The organism is Sessilibacter sp. MAH1, from assembly GCF_054658315.1.
In genome coordinates this window covers 1-17,232 of sequence record NZ_BAAGIC010000010.1, presented here as the reverse complement: position 1 = coordinate 17,232, position 17,232 = coordinate 1, and the positions used below count along the sequence as shown (strand labels likewise).

General features: G+C 41.6%; 10 protein-coding genes and 1 pseudogene. 4 read left to right on the top strand and 7 right to left on the bottom strand.

The window, feature by feature from the left end; genetic code table 11:
- Nucleotide 1 precedes the first annotated feature (1 nt).
- Both ACYQ28_RS11140 and ACYQ28_RS11135 read left to right on the top strand, forming a co-directional pair.
- On the top strand, nt 2–1,840 hold the full coding sequence (locus tag ACYQ28_RS11140) for a Y-family DNA polymerase (protein WP_460051921.1): 1,839 nt from the start codon (nt 2–4) through the stop codon (nt 1,838–1,840).
- On the top strand, nt 1,840–4,947 hold the full coding sequence (locus ACYQ28_RS11135) for an error-prone DNA polymerase (protein WP_460051923.1): 3,108 nt from the start codon (nt 1,840–1,842) through the stop codon (nt 4,945–4,947). Before ACYQ28_RS11140 ends, ACYQ28_RS11135 begins: the two co-directional genes overlap by 1 nt.
- A gap of 18 nt (nt 4,948–4,965) precedes the next feature.
- Here the strand turns inward: ACYQ28_RS11135 and ACYQ28_RS11130 are convergent, their stop codons facing one another.
- The 3 genes and pseudogenes from ACYQ28_RS11130 to ACYQ28_RS11120 form a co-directional block, all read right to left on the bottom strand.
- Nucleotides 4,966–5,424 (bottom strand): hypothetical protein, encoded by a 459-nt coding sequence (locus tag ACYQ28_RS11130; protein ID WP_460051924.1) that lies wholly within the window; start codon nt 5,422–5,424, stop codon nt 4,966–4,968.
- Between the two features lie 468 nt (nt 5,425–5,892).
- Nucleotides 5,893–6,012, bottom strand: a pseudogene (locus ACYQ28_RS11125) (DUF6210 family protein); the annotation flags it as partial.
- A gap of 50 nt (nt 6,013–6,062) precedes the next feature.
- On the bottom strand, nt 6,063–6,317 hold the full coding sequence (locus ACYQ28_RS11120; protein ID WP_460051926.1) for a DUF6210 family protein: 255 nt from the start codon (nt 6,315–6,317) through the stop codon (nt 6,063–6,065).
- A gap of 606 nt (nt 6,318–6,923) precedes the next feature.
- On the opposite strand from ACYQ28_RS11120, the gene ACYQ28_RS11115 reads away from it, so the two are divergent.
- Both ACYQ28_RS11115 and ACYQ28_RS11110 read left to right on the top strand, forming a co-directional pair.
- Nucleotides 6,924–7,379 (top strand): hypothetical protein, encoded by a 456-nt coding sequence (locus ACYQ28_RS11115; protein ID WP_460051927.1) that lies wholly within the window; start codon nt 6,924–6,926, stop codon nt 7,377–7,379.
- 11 nt (nt 7,380–7,390) lie between these two features.
- On the top strand, nt 7,391–8,311 hold the full coding sequence (locus ACYQ28_RS11110) for a histone deacetylase family protein (RefSeq protein WP_460051929.1): 921 nt from the start codon (nt 7,391–7,393) through the stop codon (nt 8,309–8,311).
- Nucleotides 8,312–8,578: 267 nt separating this feature from the next.
- On the opposite strand, the gene ACYQ28_RS11105 is transcribed toward ACYQ28_RS11110, so the two are convergent.
- From ACYQ28_RS11105 to ACYQ28_RS11090, 4 genes are all read right to left on the bottom strand, one after another.
- The gene (locus ACYQ28_RS11105; RefSeq protein ID WP_460051930.1) at nt 8,579–10,633 is read right to left on the bottom strand and encodes a TonB-dependent receptor; all 2,055 of its coding nucleotides are present in this window, start codon (nt 10,631–10,633) and stop codon (nt 8,579–8,581) included.
- A gap of 152 nt (nt 10,634–10,785) precedes the next feature.
- A complete protein-coding gene (locus ACYQ28_RS11100) occupies nt 10,786–12,783 on the bottom strand; it encodes a PKD domain-containing protein (RefSeq protein ID WP_460051931.1) in 1,998 nt (665 codons plus the stop codon).
- 324 nt (nt 12,784–13,107) lie between these two features.
- Nucleotides 13,108–14,121 carry a hypothetical protein gene (locus ACYQ28_RS11095; RefSeq protein WP_460164710.1) on the bottom strand — a complete coding sequence of 338 codons (1,014 nt, stop codon included), beginning with the start codon at nt 14,119–14,121 and terminating at the stop codon, nt 13,108–13,110.
- Nucleotides 14,122–14,887: 766 nt separating this feature from the next.
- Nucleotides 14,888–16,345, bottom strand: a complete 1,458-nt coding sequence (locus ACYQ28_RS11090) for a DUF3360 family protein (RefSeq protein WP_460051934.1) — start codon at nt 16,343–16,345, stop codon at nt 14,888–14,890.
- Nucleotides 16,346–17,232 lie beyond the last annotated feature (887 nt).

Here is a 17,232-nt window from a genome sequence, read left to right as displayed (position 1 = left end):
TATGTTGTGGTTAGCCATTCGTTTTCCGCGTTTGCCATTGGACGTTTTTTTGGCAGACACACCAAAAGATTCCCAAGCAGAGTTCGCCCACAAGCCAACCTTTGTGTTTAACCACAATGCCGGTAAAAAGAGCGTGTTGTTTGCCAACGACCGCGCCCTTGCGTTGGGTGTTTGTCAGGGAATGAATGTATCCACCGCCGATGCCTTATTAACGGCTCAAAGCTCTTCATTAAAGGATGACAACTCTTTATTCACTAACAATCACGAGCAATCACAATCATCCACTGGTTTAGACAAAAGCCTAACGCACATAAGCCTTGGACAAAATACGCAACTGGAATGGTTTTATTTGCAGAAATTTGCCGATGCCTGTTACGACTTTACGCCTTACGTAAAACTGCACAATACGCCAACGTTAGAAACTCGTTTGCACAGTTGCAATACCAACGAAACCCTTGATAGTGACAAAGCCAAACAGACTTTTAAAATTAATAGCCAAAGTTTTATTGAAAAAAATACCGATAAAGACCAACCCACTTATTTACAACCGGGTTTATTGCTGGAAATTTCCGGCAGTTTAAAACTGTTTTTTGGTCTTGAAAAAATCAAACAGCAATTGGCAGAATATTTTGCTGAGAAAAACATTCAAATTTGTTTTGGCGTTGGCCTTACACCGGAATCCGCTTGGGCGCTAACGCACAGTCACATTTCAATTAACGAACATTCGTCTATTCATGAGTTTTTAGCGCTACTGAATAACATACGCATTCAACAGTTAGACTGCTATCAAAGTGCGTTTAAAAAAATGGCGAAAATGGGTATTCGTACCCTAGAAGACGTTTTTAAAATTCCGCACAGTGAATTAGGCAAACGTTTTGGTAACGGTTTTGTTGATTACATTCAACAATTGAAAGGACTGCGCCAAAACGTAAGACATCGCCCCAGCGAGAATCATTATTTTCAACAAAAACGAGATTTAGATTTTCCGATTCAAAATACCCAATTATTAGAACACGACAGTAAACAGCTAATACAACAATTACTGATTTTTTTAAAAACACAGCAGCTACAGTGTGAAGGTGTGGAATGGGTCTTAGGGGACCGATATCAATCCATCACTATTGCGGTATTGTGCCAGCCCATTTATACCGATGGCGAATTATTACAAGAACTCACACAACTGCATTTTGATCATTTGCAATTAAGTTTTGAAGTTAATTACATTGAATTAAAACTGACGCACAGCTCGGCATTACAACACAGCAGCGACGAGATTTTTCAATACGACAATAACGGTTTAAATAAAAATGAGGTTCAGCGCCAGTGGCAATTATTATTAACCAAATTGCATAATCGTTTAGATGCAAATGCTATTGTCGAACCAAATCCACAAACCGAGCATTTACCGGAGCAACAAAATCTCTGGCAGCATTCCAGTATTCAACGGCAAGGGTCTAATCAGCTCTCATCTAAAAACACGCCTAAAAAACAGTTAAAAAAAAACGCTTATCTTCAACAAGATTTATTAAGCGTTGCTCACAATTCAAATGATGAGCAAGCACAGAGTGAGTCTACACTGTTAAGCTCGACTGTTTTTGACCCTAAACCCACGTGGTTACTAGAACCGCCCATTTGCATTAATCACCGTGAAGATCAACTCTGTTGGCACGGGCCTTTAACCATTTTACAAGGCCCAGCGCGTATTCAAAGCCAATGGTGGACGAATACCGGCGATGTTTATCGCGATTATTTTATTGCTGAACAAAACGATTTTCGCCGGGTTTGGATTTATCAAGACAAGCACACGCAACAATGGTTTGTGCAGGGTATTTTTAGCTAATGCCCAGCCTGCTGTTTTGCCAAAGTAATTTCAGTTTTTTAACCGGCGCCTCACACCCAGAAGATTTAATTTCTACCGCTGCCGAACTTGGCTATAACACCATCGCCATTACCGACGAGTGTTCGCTGGCAGGCGTGGTAAAAGCCTACGCACAAACCAAAACAGATGCGATTCAACTCTTAATAGGTTCGTTATTTAAGCTTGCCAACGGTATGCACATTATTGCCTACGCCCCCACTCGCCAAGCCTATGCGGAGCTTTCGGGTTTAATTACCTTGGCGCGAAGGCGCAGCGAAAAAGGCGAGTATCATCTTGAATTTAACGATCTACAATTTCGTCTAAAAACCTGTTTACTGGTTTGGTTACCGCAGCGAGACGATTATTCTCGCGAGATTAATCTCGATAATTTTTGGCTGGGTAAAAAACTGCAACGGCAATTTAAAGAGCGTTTATGGATTGGTGTTAATCATAATTACACTGCTGGTGAAGCGTTCTTTTTTAACGAACTGCAACAGCTGAGTTTGGAATGCAATATTCCATTATTAGCTTGTGACCACGTGCTTATGCACAGCCCAGAGCAAAAAAAACTGCACGATGTATTGACTGCAATTCGGTTAAATACCTCGGTGCAACGTCTTGGCAATTGTGCCCAAGCAAACAGCGAATCGCACATTAAAAACCTACACGAGTTTTACGGACGATATTCGGTTGAACTGATCAATGAAGCCGATTATTTTTGCGAACAATTTAGTTTTTCGCTAGAAGAACTTAAATACGAATATCCCAAAGAATTAGTGCCCAAAGGCATTACGCCTATTGATTATTTACGCCAGCTTGTGAACAACGGCATTAGCATTCGTTGGCCCAAGGGTATTCCCGGAAAAATCGCCGCCAAATTAGATTACGAATTAACGCTTATTGAAGAACTGCGCTACGAATATTATTTTTTAACCGTTAACGATATTGTCACCTTTGCGCGCAGCCGCGATATTTTATGTCAGGGTCGAGGCTCGGCGGCGAACTCGATTGTTTGTTATTGTCTGCAAATTACCGAAGTCTCACCAGAGCTAATTGATGTTTTGTTTGAGCGATTTATTTCTCGCGAACGAGACGAGCCGCCGGATATCGACGTAGATTTCGAACATCAACGCCGCGAAGAGGTGATTCAATACATTTACGATAAATACGGCCGCGAACGCGCCGCTCTTACCGCCACGGTGATTACCTATCGTGCCCGCAGCGCCGTACGCGATGTTGGCAAAGCCTTGGGTTTTGATGAATCCCTGTTGGATCACCTCAGTAAAAATATCGCCTGGTGGGACAGAACCGAAGATCTAAAAATTCGCTTCTCAGAATATGGAATCGATGCCGATAATTTTTTATTGCAGCATTTTTACCGTTTGGTGCACAGCATTATTGGTTTCCCTCGGCATTTATCCCAACACGTGGGCGGCTTTGTGATTAGCGAGGGCAAAATCAGCGAAATGGTGCCCATCGAAAACGCCAGCATGACAGGCCGCACGGTGATTCAGTGGGATAAAACCGATATCGAAACCCTTGGATTATTAAAGGTCGATGTACTTGCATTAGGTATGCTTACCGCCCTGCACCAATGTTTAAAACTGGTGAATAAATACCAACCAACCATTCAAACGTTACAAGATATTCCCCAAGAAGACCCGCATACCTACGCCATGCTGAGCCGTGCCGACAGCATTGGGGTGTTTCAGGTGGAATCCCGCGCGCAAATGGCCATGCTACCGCGCCTTAAACCAAAAATCTTTTATGACTTGGTGATTGAGATTGCCATCGTTCGTCCCGGTCCCATTCAAGGTGATATGGTGCACCCGTATTTGCGGCGGCGCGACGGTATAGAACCAATTAGCTACCCCAGCGATGCCATTAAAAGTGTTTTGCAGCGCACCTTGGGAGTACCGATTTTTCAGGAGCAAGCCATTAAAATTGCCATGGTTGCCGCGGGTTTTAGCGGTGGCGAGGCCGATCAACTGCGCCGCGCCATGGCCGCCTGGGGCCGTAATGGCAATTTATTAACTTTTAAAGATAAACTCATTAACGGCATGTTAGCGCGCGGTTACGAATTAAATTTTGCCGAGCGCATGTTTGAACAGCTAAAAGGTTTTGGCGGTTATGGCTTTCCGGAATCACACTCGGCAAGTTTTGCGAATCTGTGTTACTTCAGCTCTTGGTTTAAATGTCATCATCCGGCGGCGTTTTATATTGCCCTATTAAACAGCCAACCCATGGGTTTTTATTCGCCGTCGCAGCTGGTGCAAGATGCCACTCGCCACAAGGTAAAAGTATTACCGGTGGATATTTTAAAAAGCCACTGGCTAACCACCTTAGAGCAAAACCCAAATAACAATCATTTAGGTGTGATTCGTTTAGGATTTTCTCGGGTAAAAGGCTTTAATGAAGAATCCGCCGAGCGAATTATAGAAGCACGTAAAAACAACTCTGAATTAACGCAAGTTATTCATGCAGCAAAATTGGAGAAAAGCGAAATTAATTTATTGGCCTCAGCCGATGCCTTGCAAACCATCGCTGGTAATCGCTACCAAGCGCATTGGTTAAGCAGCGGCGTAGAAACCTATCGCCCGCTAATTAATGCACAAAAATCAGAACAACAAAAAGAATTACCAGAAGTTTTTAACAACATAAACCAACCCGACGAATACGAAAATATTCAGCAAGACTACCAAACCACCGGCCTTAGCCTACGCCGCCATCCAATGGCCATTTTGCGCAACCAATTCCCCTTTAACCGCTGCAAAACCAGCGCCGATCTAAACAGCATTCACCACGGCGGATTTATTCGCATTGCCGGGCTTGTAACCGGCAGACAAAAACCCGGCTCCGCCAAAGGCGTTTTATTCTTAACCCTAGAAGACGAATTCGGCAACACCAACGTGGTGGTGTGGAAACGCGTACAAGAACAGTACCGCACTATTTTATTAACCAGCAAACTGCTACAAATTAACGGCGTTGTAGAAACCGACAATAACGTTGTACATGTTATTGCCGGAAAATTAACAGACCTAAGCGAATATTTGATGGAATTTAATGTGAAATCGAGGGATTTTCATTGACAATTGAAAAATTAGATTTCAAGGTAAAACATTATAACCAGCAGCAACTATCTCAATAAGCGTTTCATCACCCAACAGAACGTAATGTTGTAAAGCTTCTCCAACACTCATGGAAGTAAGACTAATAATGTCTGAATTTTCTACAACATAGAAAGACGAGTCAGGACAGAGATCAGAATTCTCCCACTCTTCGCGAAATCTGTTATGCCCTCCATTCGAAAAATCATAAACCTCACTAAAATCAAAATTATTTTCCAAATAATAGTTTAAAATTTTGTTATCAAATTGTACTTGTTGGAAATAATAAACATCTTGAAACGATAATTTCTTCTCAAGCTCTGCAAACCTATTTCCTCTTTTTTCGGTAGCACCAAATTGGACCTCGAAAACACTATCTCTTTGATCTATTTTAATAGAAAACTCTGTATAACTCGGAGCTACACGCCAAGTTTGTGGAATATTAATTAGAATCTTCATAATTCAAATTGTAATTACCGAATTAATATCGTAATCATAACATTAAGGCCGTTTTTTAACTTTCGATAAAGAATTCGAAGGATGCAATACCTAGCTTGAAACTATAGAGTTTTAAAAAATTTAGGTATGATGGAATCAGTTAAATACTCGCAACCATTGCTGTATCACACCAGTACGGCATCATTTCTCCATTCCTCGAAATCATGTCAATTTGAGCAGCACATAAAAGCATATTGACCCAAGATTGACTCGTATGATGTATTGATTTTGTTCGTGCTAACTTACAATTATTTTCTATAAATAATGTATTCAGTTATAACTTCACTTTTTTTGAGGATATGAAACCAGCACTAACTAAGCCGATGATATCTATGGTTGTATATACGTGCTATCAGAGTGAATAAAAGCTATCGAATTAGGTATATTTATTACAGGATAAATAAACTAAAAATCAGTCAGCAATAAAACTCAATCACTATTTGACCAAGTTAATATCGCAGAATGAATAGCATCACCAGAAAACAAATCACATTTTCCTGCGTTTACTAAAACATAAACCCAAGACTCACAAGACATTACCAACTTACTTCTATCGACGGTTAAATATTCAGTTTCCCATCTACTGGAGAATAACTCATCTAATTCTCTGCCTTCTTTGAAGGCAGAGAATTATAATTACAAAGTAAATATACTAACTTTGACTCTAAGGTATCCTCAGGATGAGCCAGTGGAATATCGTATTCGATTGGTGCAAATATTCCTTCTGCTTGCGGGTGTAAGCACGCCGTACCAGCAACTTGATTAGTATAAATCACGCCACTTTTTTGGAGAAAAATCAACCCAACTCCAACCATATCCCATAACTTGATTTTTTTAATCGCTATTTCAGCCATATTTTATTTACCAATTATCAAAGTGTTCAATTTGCAGTTGTCTACATAGTACAGAAATCTATTAATCTTAATTTATTGGAACACAATAAACTCTTTGAATTAAAGGTAATCTATAGCTTCTGCTATTTACCTTATGAACAATAACCTATCTATATCCCCAATTTCTGACTCGGTGTTAACTCTAGGAACTTAGCTGTTGGTGTAGTCTGGGTATGTGTCATTCCAGCTAATAGCACCACTGCCCGGGAAATTACTGCGCCATCTGCTCTACCAACCTGCCTCCAAAGGATCTCAACAATTCACTCATCAGTAATTATACCCTCCCCCCAGTTTGGAATCTGAATTGAAGCCATTACAGCTATTTCTTCTGGGTTGTAGTTAACGAGACTGATGCACTTAATATTCCCACATCTAGATTTAGATATTGACCGATAATTGTCAATCATTGATTTCACTAATTACATCTTATGCATTATTAAATGTAAAATTAATTCAAATGTTCTATTCTGAGCGCACCTTCACTGATCTTATAAAATTAATTTACAAAATAACCGTCCTGCTAACTTTTATTAAATCATACGTAAGTTTATTTTCTGGAGTTGGATTATGCTAAGAGTTCATATTTGGCTTCCGCACGATAATATGGTTGGACACACATCACTATCTTTTGGCAATAACTATATTAGTTTTTGGCCAGAAGATGCGGCTGGAAAGAAAGATTTAAAAATTAAGAGAAGTCATCCAGGTGCATTTATAAACGCTCTAGAAGAAGATATTGAATTCGAAGGCAATAGGCAACCTATCACTGTAATCATACGAAAAATTGATGAGCGTAAGCTTTCAGAGTTTGTAGCAAACTTGATTTCAAATACTCCACGTTATCAATTGGCAAAATATAACTGTTCCAGTGTTGTTGCCGAATGCCTAAAAGCCGCAAGCGGTAAAGAACCGAGCTTTGCACCAACAGCGAAAGATTATTCAAAACTAGGAAGATTTTTAGGGAGAGGAATTTGGACACCGGGTGATATACTGCGATATGCTCGTGAACTGGCTACCGAATGATGAAATAACTCATGAATGTAATATACGATGACCATTACAATTTTGATCTCGGCGTTTTGAAGTACCTTCATCCTTTTGAAGGCGCTAAATTTCGTAATATTTTCGAGGCTATAAAACATCACGAAAAAATCAATATAATATCGCCCAAGCAACCAATGGAGATGGTGGTAATTGATGAGTTTTTATCAAGTATTATGCAGCATCGAGTTAGAAATAAAAACGGAATATTAAAAGCGTTAGAGATTCCGAGGATTCCTTTTTTATCTTTTGATTTTATCGATAAAAAAATTCTAATACCCATGCGCTGGGGAGTTGCTGGAACACAATTGGGATCTGAACAAGCTTTACAAGAAGGTGGTATTTATTGGAATTTATCGGGTGGTTACCATCATGCCATGCATCAAAATATGGAAGGCTTCTGTATTTATAACGACGTAGGAATTGTTTATGACCAATTAATTAAAAACAAATTATTATCCGCATACGATAAAGTTCTAATTATTGACACAGATGCTCATCACGGCAATGGTAATGCTTATACATTTATGGATAACAGTAATGTTACCATTTTAGATGTTTATAATTCCGATATTTATCCTACTTCTAAGTTTACTCGTGACCGTGTAAATATTTCCGTACCTTTAAAGTCTGGCACTCAAGGCGATCGATATTTAGACGTCTTTAAAAAATCACTAGAGAAAATAACTAACGAGTACCGTCTTGCATACGTAATAGCCGGTACAGACACGTTAACTAGCGATAAACTCGGCAAGCTGAAATTAACAGTGCAAGATATTTGCAATCGTGAATACTTAACACTGCAAACATTAAAAAATTTAAGAATTCCCACTGTGATTCTGGGTGGTGGAGGTTATTCAAAAGAAAGCGCAAAAGCGGTTACTGAGGCCATAATTTATTGCGAGAACTTTTAGGAATCTCTGATTAACTCATCCCTGATTTAATCAGAGAATAGAAATTGAAAATGCGATTTCCAATTTCTTCACTATTTCAATCACTTACCGTTCTTGAAATTGGCAACACATCCATGTGTCGCTGGAAGCTCTAATTTAATCAGAGCTTCCTTTAATTTTTTAGGATGCAAATTATCGTCATAAGCTCCAACACAAAACAGCATATTTTAAATATAAAAAAGCCCGAACAATGTCGGGCTTTTTTATTGATTTATTTTAGCGTTTTGTTTACAGCGAATATCTAAACCCTAAGCGGTAGCTCATACCTGCGGCGGGTAAACCCGACTGCGGTAGGTAGTATTCGTCGGTGATGTTTTCGGCACGCATAAATAGGGTCAGTTGGTTATCAGTATAGTTGCTTAGGGTTTCTGGAACCCAATCAACACCAATATTGTATAGGGTCGCGTCGTCGAGTTCTTGGAGGTCGCCATCAGGGTCAGGTGAGTAGCTTTTGCCGCGATAGTCGGCTTCTAGGTATAGATTGCTGTTTGGTAAAAACGCGTAGTCGAGTTTGAGTCTGCCAAGGTTTTCTGGTCGTTCAGATAACACATCTGGCTCGTCGCTTGAGCTAACTTTGCGGCGTGCGTCGGAAAGTGTTGCTTGAGCAATAATATTTAATTGCTCTGTTAATGCCCAAGAGCTGTTTACTTCAATGCCGGTTACTTGCGAGCCTTTTAGATTGATGCGCTGACGCAACCGACCAACGCGTTGTTGATCGATGGTGTCGTCAAGTTGTTGGTCGAATAAGGTCACCGATAAAAAGTGTGGGCCGGTAAACCAATCGAAACCAAGTTCGGTTGAGAAAACTTTTTCGGGCTCTAAATCGGGATTAATTAAAAAGCGATTTAGCGCTGTGCCAAATAATTCACGCATGGTTGGCACTCGGGATTTTTCACCGACCGCTAAACGTAGCGTTAGCTCGTCTGTGGCTTGCCAGTTTAAGCCCGCACGCAACACGGGTTCGTTGAAGCTATCAATTCCGGGTAATTCACCGGTATCAATATAATTAACACTGTCAATGCCTGCACCAAGTTCTAAGGTTAATTGGTTGGTAAGGTCGGTTTTAAAATCAAGCCCTGCACTGATGAGATCTTGGCTGTAGTTTTGGTCGCTAACGCTGTCGGCAATGGCAATGCCCAGTTCGTCGAAATCGGTGTCTTTTTGTTGATGCTCAGAATGAACGTAATTACCAGACACATTAACCAACGCTTTATTTAAATGGTAGCTATAAATAACGCGGGCACCAAAGGTATTGTCGTCGTCTTCTTGTACGGCGTTAATCAATGAATAAGTTTCGTCGGTGTAGCTGTTGATGGTTTGTTGGTAATTTTGCATCCATGTGGTTGCGGTAATTTCGCTGTTGGCATTTATTAACGCCGAACCACTCACAACGGCCATAAAGGTATCGGCTTTTGGGTAACGCCAAAAGCGTACGTCATCCGCCGGGCGATCACTTTCAGGTGCGATGCCACGTTCGATATTGGAATAAATTATGGATGTTGATACGTTCCACGTGTCTTGTTCGTATCCATAATGGAAAAATGCGTTGTCGCGTTCGTAGTCGGTATTGGTTCTTTGATCATCGTCGCGCTGATGGAATTCCAAACTCTCATCGCTGGATAAAGACAGACCGTCACGCTCGTAATTGCCAATGCCTAGAATAAAGTCGTGGTCGCCACGTCGAATGGAGCCAACAACATCAACGCCGCGTTGATTTTCAGAGCCAAATTGGCCATCCACTTGGAAATTATTTGAATTTTTTAATTGTGTTTTTGGCTGAATAGAAACAGCACTGAGTGCATTTACGCCGTATTGAGGCGATAGCGTTCCTGTTGCGGTCGCTACGCTGTCGATAAGATTGGCGGGAAATAAATCGAGATCGTATCGATTGTCCCAAGGAACATTAACCAAGGCACCGTTAAAAAATACGGAAAGCTGACGTTCGCCGGCACTTCGTACATTAACGAGGGTTTCACCACGGGAGTTGGTGGTGATATTGGCTGACGGTAAACGTGCAATCAGGTCACCACTGGTAATGCCACGTATAGAATCTACTTGGTCGCTACTCAGAAAGTGTTGAGTTTCAGAGGCAATTTTTTGAGTACGATTTTGATCAGCAATTACCAAAACAGTTTCGATATCACTGCTTACGGTTGTTTTAATGTTTTTACTGGATGTTTCATTATCGGTTTGGGCGAAAGCCATGGAGTTCGCACTGATGATACAAGCGGCTATTAAGCTAAGCTGAAATGGTTTTCGGGCACAAACGGATGTAATACTCATGATAAATCCGAGGTTTTTACTGTTGGAATAAATTTGATGGATGCAATCCCAAGGTAATTGCTTGGGCGTAAGGTCGACTAGCTGATATTTTTATGCGTCACAAGAAAGAGGCCCTTTCGGGCCCCTCTTTATATTCCAACAAAGTTATTCACTTATGGAGTGATGGTAACAGTGATGGTGTCGCTTGCAGTTGCACCGTTGTTATCAGTGACAGTTAAGGTCACAAGTGCAGTAGTGGTAGTTCTTACACGACGCACTGAGTAATCAACACTTGCGCTGGTAGTGTTGGTTAAACGAAGGGCACCACTGTTGGTAGTCCAAGAGTAAGAAACGATGTTGCCGTCTGGGTCGAAAGAACCAGTGCCATCGAAAGTACCACGTGAACGAGCAGCGATAGTTACGTCACCGCCAGCATCAGCAACAGGTGGTTGGTTACCTGGAGGAGGTGGTGGTGGCTCATCGCCAGTACAAGATGGGAAGCTGAAGCTACATACACGAGTGCTCCACTGGAAGTTACCAGTCAACTCAACGTATTCTTGGAAGCTCCAGAAAGTACATTGGTCAACAGGGTCAACCGCGGTAGTTGAGTAGTCACCCCAACGGCTTACACCAGTTTGTACACCAGTACCATCAACACAGGTGCCTTCTAGTTGAAGAGTGCCCGCAGGATCGGTAGTTTCACGACCAGTGAAACGAACTGATGGGAACAGGTTAGTTGCTGACGCAGAGTAAGCAATACCGATGTTACCAATTTGGTCGAAGGTCGCAGAACCCATCCAACGATGTACGCCGTCGCCTTGGCCTAGAGTACCGGTGTCATCAAGAGTGATGGCATCTGGGTTGTCTAGATCGAAGGTTGCCCAACGCATACCAGCGGTGTTGTTACCCGCGTTGATGGTGTGCGCCATTACACCGCGCATACCTTGGCCTGGGAAGAAGCGAGTGGAGAAACGATAAGCAGTGAAGTTATCGAGATCATCCAAGCTGCTACCAGGTGCTGGTTGCGGAACGGTGCCACTTGCAGCCCATGGCGGTACGCCTTGAGTCAACAATGGTTTGGCATCGAAGGTTGAGTTAGCTGGGTTGTTCCAATCGGTACACAATTCCCAGAACAAGTAACCATCGTTATTGTTGTTGTTTAACGCAGCGCCGTATAGACCACAGCTACCCGCAGGTGCAACTGGACCACCGTCGATGTGCGCAGGTTGAATACCATCTGGCACAGCGTTGGTGTTAATACGGAATACTACGAATGAAGCTGCTGGATCACCCGCTAACATTGCGTCACGGTCGAAGGCAACAGCGTCGATACCAGAGAAGCTTTGACCGTTAGCGAACTGACGGAAAGTTGCGTGGTAAGCGCTTTGACCAGCACCGTCACTCCAAAGACCGATTTTTGGATAGTCGTTGAAGTCGCCAGGTACGATTTCGTACGCGTAACGAGTGTAAGGACCGGCAGGGTCATTGGTTTCAGAGATTGCGAAACATTGTAAGAATGGAGCTTGGTCAACAGCAAATTGGCTGAATACCCAACGATCTGCAAGGTGATCGTAAATGGCAATTGGGTCACCACTGTTGTCAGATTCACAACGGCCACCGAAACCTGCCCAGAAGCTGTTACCTGGGAACGGACCACCAACAACGGCACCAGACTTGTCGTAGTAAGTCCATACCAAGTTAGCGTAAGCCACAACAAACTCACGACCCACGTCACCAGTGATATCTGGTGGCGCAATACGACCGCCAACAACGGCTGCGTTGTCGTCGCTGCTTGGGCCAGGAACACTTACATTACCTACAGGAGCCAATGCAGTTGGAGCACTTACCATGGCGTCAACGTAGTCAGCAGGAACGGCTGCTTGTGGACGTGGTGCTAGGTCGGTATTGAATTTGTTAGGAATTTCACGGCTAGGACGTGGGGCCGCTGAAGCTGGGCGCTTCGGCATTTTTAATAATAATTCGTCTAAACGCTCGCCAGTACGATCAAACTGTACAGGTTTGCGAACCATCATCTGGAAGTCTCCAGCTTGAGTCCATTCACTCGCATTGGTAACAGGTGCTTCGGCGAAGGCTTGGCCAATCGCAGAGGCTAGCATAACGCAACCTGCTCCAATAGCGGCGAACTTGCTTCGATTCATCGATTTACGCATGTCTCGCTCCACTAAGTTGTAAAAAATAAAGCTTTTCTGAGCTTTTGGAATTGTCTAAATAACTTCAGCCCACTCAACTCAATTAATTTTAATTGCTCGTAAGTATTTGCTAAAAATCACTGACCAAAATTAAGCGTCAGTTTTTATTGTCGCGAATGGCTGAAATATTCAGTATTGCTATTGCCGAACCAGAGGGTAAAAAATATTCGACAATAGAAGACCTCGCTATTTTGCAATAGCGACCTTGGCTCATGAGATTAATTTAGAAGTTAAACTCAAAATTAATCTCGCGAACCGAAGTTTTAGCGTGGGTAGTGCTAAATTCTATTTCTTTAAATACGATGCTACAGCTTGCTTAGCATCGCGATGTGCTGAATCTGATAGTTCGAAGTCAGCAAGAATTTTATGTGCAGCATCGGCATCAACGGTATCCATTGCTTTAATGGTTTGTTTAACAATTGAGGGCGAATTGCTGTTTAAGTATTTTTCGATAACGTGCAGGTCTTTCGATTTGCTACCGGCTGGGAACGACTCTAATGCTTTAACAATTAAACCGGGTTCATAGCTGGCTAAATTAACCTGTTCAGATTTTTGACCTAACAGCTTTTTAGAATATTTCGCTAATCTTTTATCGTTGGTCGCTTCTATTTTTTGTAAGGCAGTAAACAACATAATATCGAGTTCGTCACTGCGATCAGATTTTTCCAATTCTTTTAGCAAGATGTTCGCTTGCTTTTCTGAAATAACTGAATGTAAATCATCTCGCAACATCAACTCTGGCAGTAATAACCGCTGAGTTCTAATATCTGTGGCGGTTTTAATCGCGCTTACCAATAGCTCGCTGTTTTTCTTCTGAAAAGCTGTAAGAGCGTCGTCATCTTTAACTGTTAGGATTTCTTTTTGTAAACCAAATAACTCAACAACTTTTGGATTAACATCAAAAGCAGCGTTAGTGCTTAGACCACGAATATCGAGGACTCTTGGGCCATTTGGATCTTCAATGTATTCATCGCGCAGGGTTGGATGTTTCTTTAAAAAAGAAAAGGTAACTAATTTGGTTTCACTAACGCTCAAGGCACCAAAGGTGTCATCTGAGAATTTCAACGTTAGGCTTTTGCCTTCTTCAAAATCACCCAAAATAACGTCTTTAACTTTTACCGTTATTTCGTCGTCTGCCTGACTCTCAACTTCAACCAAAGCAGTTGTATTTACTGCTTTGGCAAGATCGGTAAAGGTTGGCCCCCAAGGTTTAGCTGCATTTGCTAGGTTAGATAAAAAAATCATTAACAACCCTAATGTCGTAACGAAAAACTTAAGGTTATGAGATTGTCTATTCATACGGTTATTTCACCTAATTTAAAAATGCCGCTAAATTTTGAGCCTTTAGCCACTGACGGTAACAATAATAAGAATCAATAATTCGCCAATTAATAATCAATTCTGATTAATATTACGAATTAACAATAAAGTCTTAACAACAAGCACTCAACGAATGAGGATATTCCCGCCTCAAATATATTTAAATATTTCGACAGTGCATATTCATACTTTTTTAGGTTGATTACAGAAGTAATATTTCTATTGAATTAAAAGTATGTTTCGTATCGGTCATTAATACTCTGATAAAACAATAGTTTTTTAATTTTCTAACCTTTTTGATAAGTTTTTTATAAGCAGCTTCAAAAACTCACACCTGTAATTATTATCAGGTTATTGTTTTTTTGATTTGTTTAGTGTTTCAGTCAAAAAATCAGAGCTAGATCATTTATTCATTCTTACCGAAAACTTTTAACTTTTCTGTTAACCGATAGAAATTCACCTCCGCAAGCCATAATAATTTCTTAACTTATCAACCAAGAATCATTTGTTATTAATACATCTATATTGATTGAATAAAAAAGCATTAATACAAAATTTTTAAGGGCGAAAAAAAACCGCAGCTCTGTAACAGAACTACGGTTTAAATATTGGTGGCTAAATGTATAGGAAACTCTGATTTACTTGGAGTTTCTCACGACACAAAGATGTGTCGCCAATTTCAAGAGCTGTAGGCAATTGAAATTGTGAATGAGTTAGTCAGAGGTTCCTATAGCTGTTTAATCAATTACAAAAATGCAGGGATTCCTGGAATTTGACCAATACCCGCCAAAATACCAGTTAACAATACAAACACAATGGTTGGTATAACCCAGCGATGCATGTGACTCATTTCTTGGCCGCGTTCTTTGTCGCCAATTAATCCTAGGTTATCAAGCAGCATGGTCAACGACCAACCGAAGGCTGGATTTACCAACGTAGATGAGAAAATAACAACGGCTGCGGATTGTGAGGTTTTACCTTCACGAGTCATTTGCATACCCGCCTCTAGCAAAGGTACGAACACACCCACAAGCAAAGCAACACTCAATACGGGACGCCAGACAGCCAAATCCATTGGGTAACCCCAAAGTGCTGCAATCACACAGAATAAACCCGTAAGCACGGCACCGGCTGGAATTGGTCGTTTAGCGATTGCCGCCGGAATCATGTAAGTACCCCAAGACGAGGTTAGGTTACCACCACCTAACGCAGTACCAACAACTTGGCGTGCACCAGCGACAATCATGGTGTCATCGATGTTCATCAGTACTTTTTCAGAGCGCTTTGGGTAATTTAATTCTTGGAAAACTTTGTGCCCTAAGAAGTCTGGTGACCACATGGCTACGGCCAATACCGCAAACGGCGCAACCGCTAAAAAGTTCTGAAAATCTGGTAAGCCCAATTGCCAACCTGTATTTTCACCCCACCAATACGCTGGGTTCAAGTTAGGAATGCCCGGTTCGGTTTTAAATTCAAAGGGAGCGCCAAGAGCAAAAGCAATAATTGCCGCAAGCAGCGCACCCAATGGGATTGCCAACCAACGTAAGCGAACATGTTCTAAATAGGCGTACATTAAAATTGTGGCAAATACGATCACAAAGGCGATATAGGCTTTATCAAAGCCTCCGGCCCAAGTATAAAGGGCCTTAACCTGCCCGGTTATTCCCACAAATCCGAGATAGAGCAATAAACCGCCGCACACACCTTTACTGGTGAGTTTGGCCAGCAAACTTCCCCCCTTTGAGACGCCAAGCATAAATCCGAGCACACCCACCATAATGCCGAATGCCATTGGGTGTCCGCCAGCGGCGACAATTAATGGAATTAAAGGTATTAACGGCCCGTGAGTACCTGCGAGGTTAGCGGTGGGATTAAAAAATCCGTTAATTAAAATTACAAACAAAACTGCTGCGATAAGCATTTCAAATCGCGCGTTTTCAATCACAAATGCGTTGTCTAAACCCAATGGAATAGCAAATGCACCCGCTACTGCGGCAACCATTACGATTTTACCGATTGTCGCTGCAATTGCAGGGACAAGATCTTCGAATTCAAATCGGTAGTCTTTAAACGGTAAATTTGGTCGCCAACGCTTTGGCGCCATGATGGTTAATTCATGCTCAAGATATTCTTCACGGGTCGCAAATTCACTCTGCGGCTTATGAAGTGCTTCGTAACTACTACGGGGATTTCCACCATCCATAATTTACTGCCTCTTGGATCGGTCACCGAGCGAACTCAGAACAGAAAAATTGCTTTTGGCTCTCTGTTGCCAGTGATCCGTTCTAATCTAATTATCGGTTATGGGACATTTCCCAGTCGCACAGAGCAAGGGAGTGATCGAATACAACATCGAGACGTTGTTTGAGATTCACAGAAATTTCAAAAATTTGAAAACAGCATCTGTATAACTAAAAGGGGAAATATGGCGAGATTTAAGATCATATAAGAAATACAGAAATCTCGATTTAGAAGAAAAACTCAACGCGGATTTTCAGGATTATTATGCGTTTTGTTTAGCGCCGGCGACGCCGTTCTTCAGGGACTTGAGCACACTGTAATTATTAGCTCGAGTACTCTGCTCATCCTAAGCACGCCCCGTTAGGTTTATGAATAACCCTAACAATCTTAATCAGACTCAAGATCTGCATCTTTATAATTAATCACGGCGAAATTAGCTACCGCTACTTTAGTCGCAACATTTAAACGCCCAGAAACTGTAGTTAAAAAAACACTGAAACTAGCAAGTCATCATAGCGTTTAACGAAACAAATTGACTTAGGGAGATAGGCCACTAGTAATAGAACCAGAGCCCCAAACACCGGGCTGGCCAAAAATAGCTAACTATTCTGAGTAATCTTCAATCATCTAACTAGTATTGGGTAATTGAAATTAACTCATCCAAGATGAGTTGGATATTTATTAAAAACACTGATGAGAGTTTTAATTTAGCGAGTTATTTTTGAAGGGTATATGGATTGTTTTTAAGAAGACATAAAAAAAGGGCCATCCTTTAGGATGGCCCTTTTAGAGTTAAGAGCTTGACGATGACCTACTCTCACATGGGGAGACCCCACACTACCATCGGCG

What these genes read in the sequence shown, in the direction of transcription:
- ACYQ28_RS11140 (WP_460051921.1), top strand. Translation starts at nt 2, where the DNA reads ATGTTGTGGTTAGCCATTCGTTTTCCGCGTTTGCCATTGGACGTTTTT.
- ACYQ28_RS11135 (WP_460051923.1), top strand. Translation starts at nt 1,840, where the DNA reads ATGCCCAGCCTGCTGTTTTGCCAAAGTAATTTCAGTTTTTTAACCGGC.
- ACYQ28_RS11130 (WP_460051924.1), bottom strand. Translation starts at nt 5,424, where the DNA reads ATGAAGATTCTAATTAATATTCCACAAACTTGGCGTGTAGCTCCGAGT.
- ACYQ28_RS11120 (WP_460051926.1), bottom strand. Translation starts at nt 6,317, where the DNA reads ATGGCTGAAATAGCGATTAAAAAAATCAAGTTATGGGATATGGTTGGA.
- ACYQ28_RS11115 (WP_460051927.1), top strand. Translation starts at nt 6,924, where the DNA reads ATGCTAAGAGTTCATATTTGGCTTCCGCACGATAATATGGTTGGACAC.
- ACYQ28_RS11110 (WP_460051929.1), top strand. Translation starts at nt 7,391, where the DNA reads ATGAATGTAATATACGATGACCATTACAATTTTGATCTCGGCGTTTTG.
- ACYQ28_RS11105 (WP_460051930.1), bottom strand. Translation starts at nt 10,633, where the DNA reads ATGAGTATTACATCCGTTTGTGCCCGAAAACCATTTCAGCTTAGCTTA.
- ACYQ28_RS11100 (WP_460051931.1), bottom strand. Translation starts at nt 12,783, where the DNA reads ATGCGTAAATCGATGAATCGAAGCAAGTTCGCCGCTATTGGAGCAGGT.
- ACYQ28_RS11095 (WP_460164710.1), bottom strand. Translation starts at nt 14,121, where the DNA reads ATGAATAGACAATCTCATAACCTTAAGTTTTTCGTTACGACATTAGGG.
- ACYQ28_RS11090 (WP_460051934.1), bottom strand. Translation starts at nt 16,345, where the DNA reads ATGGATGGTGGAAATCCCCGTAGTAGTTACGAAGCACTTCATAAGCCG.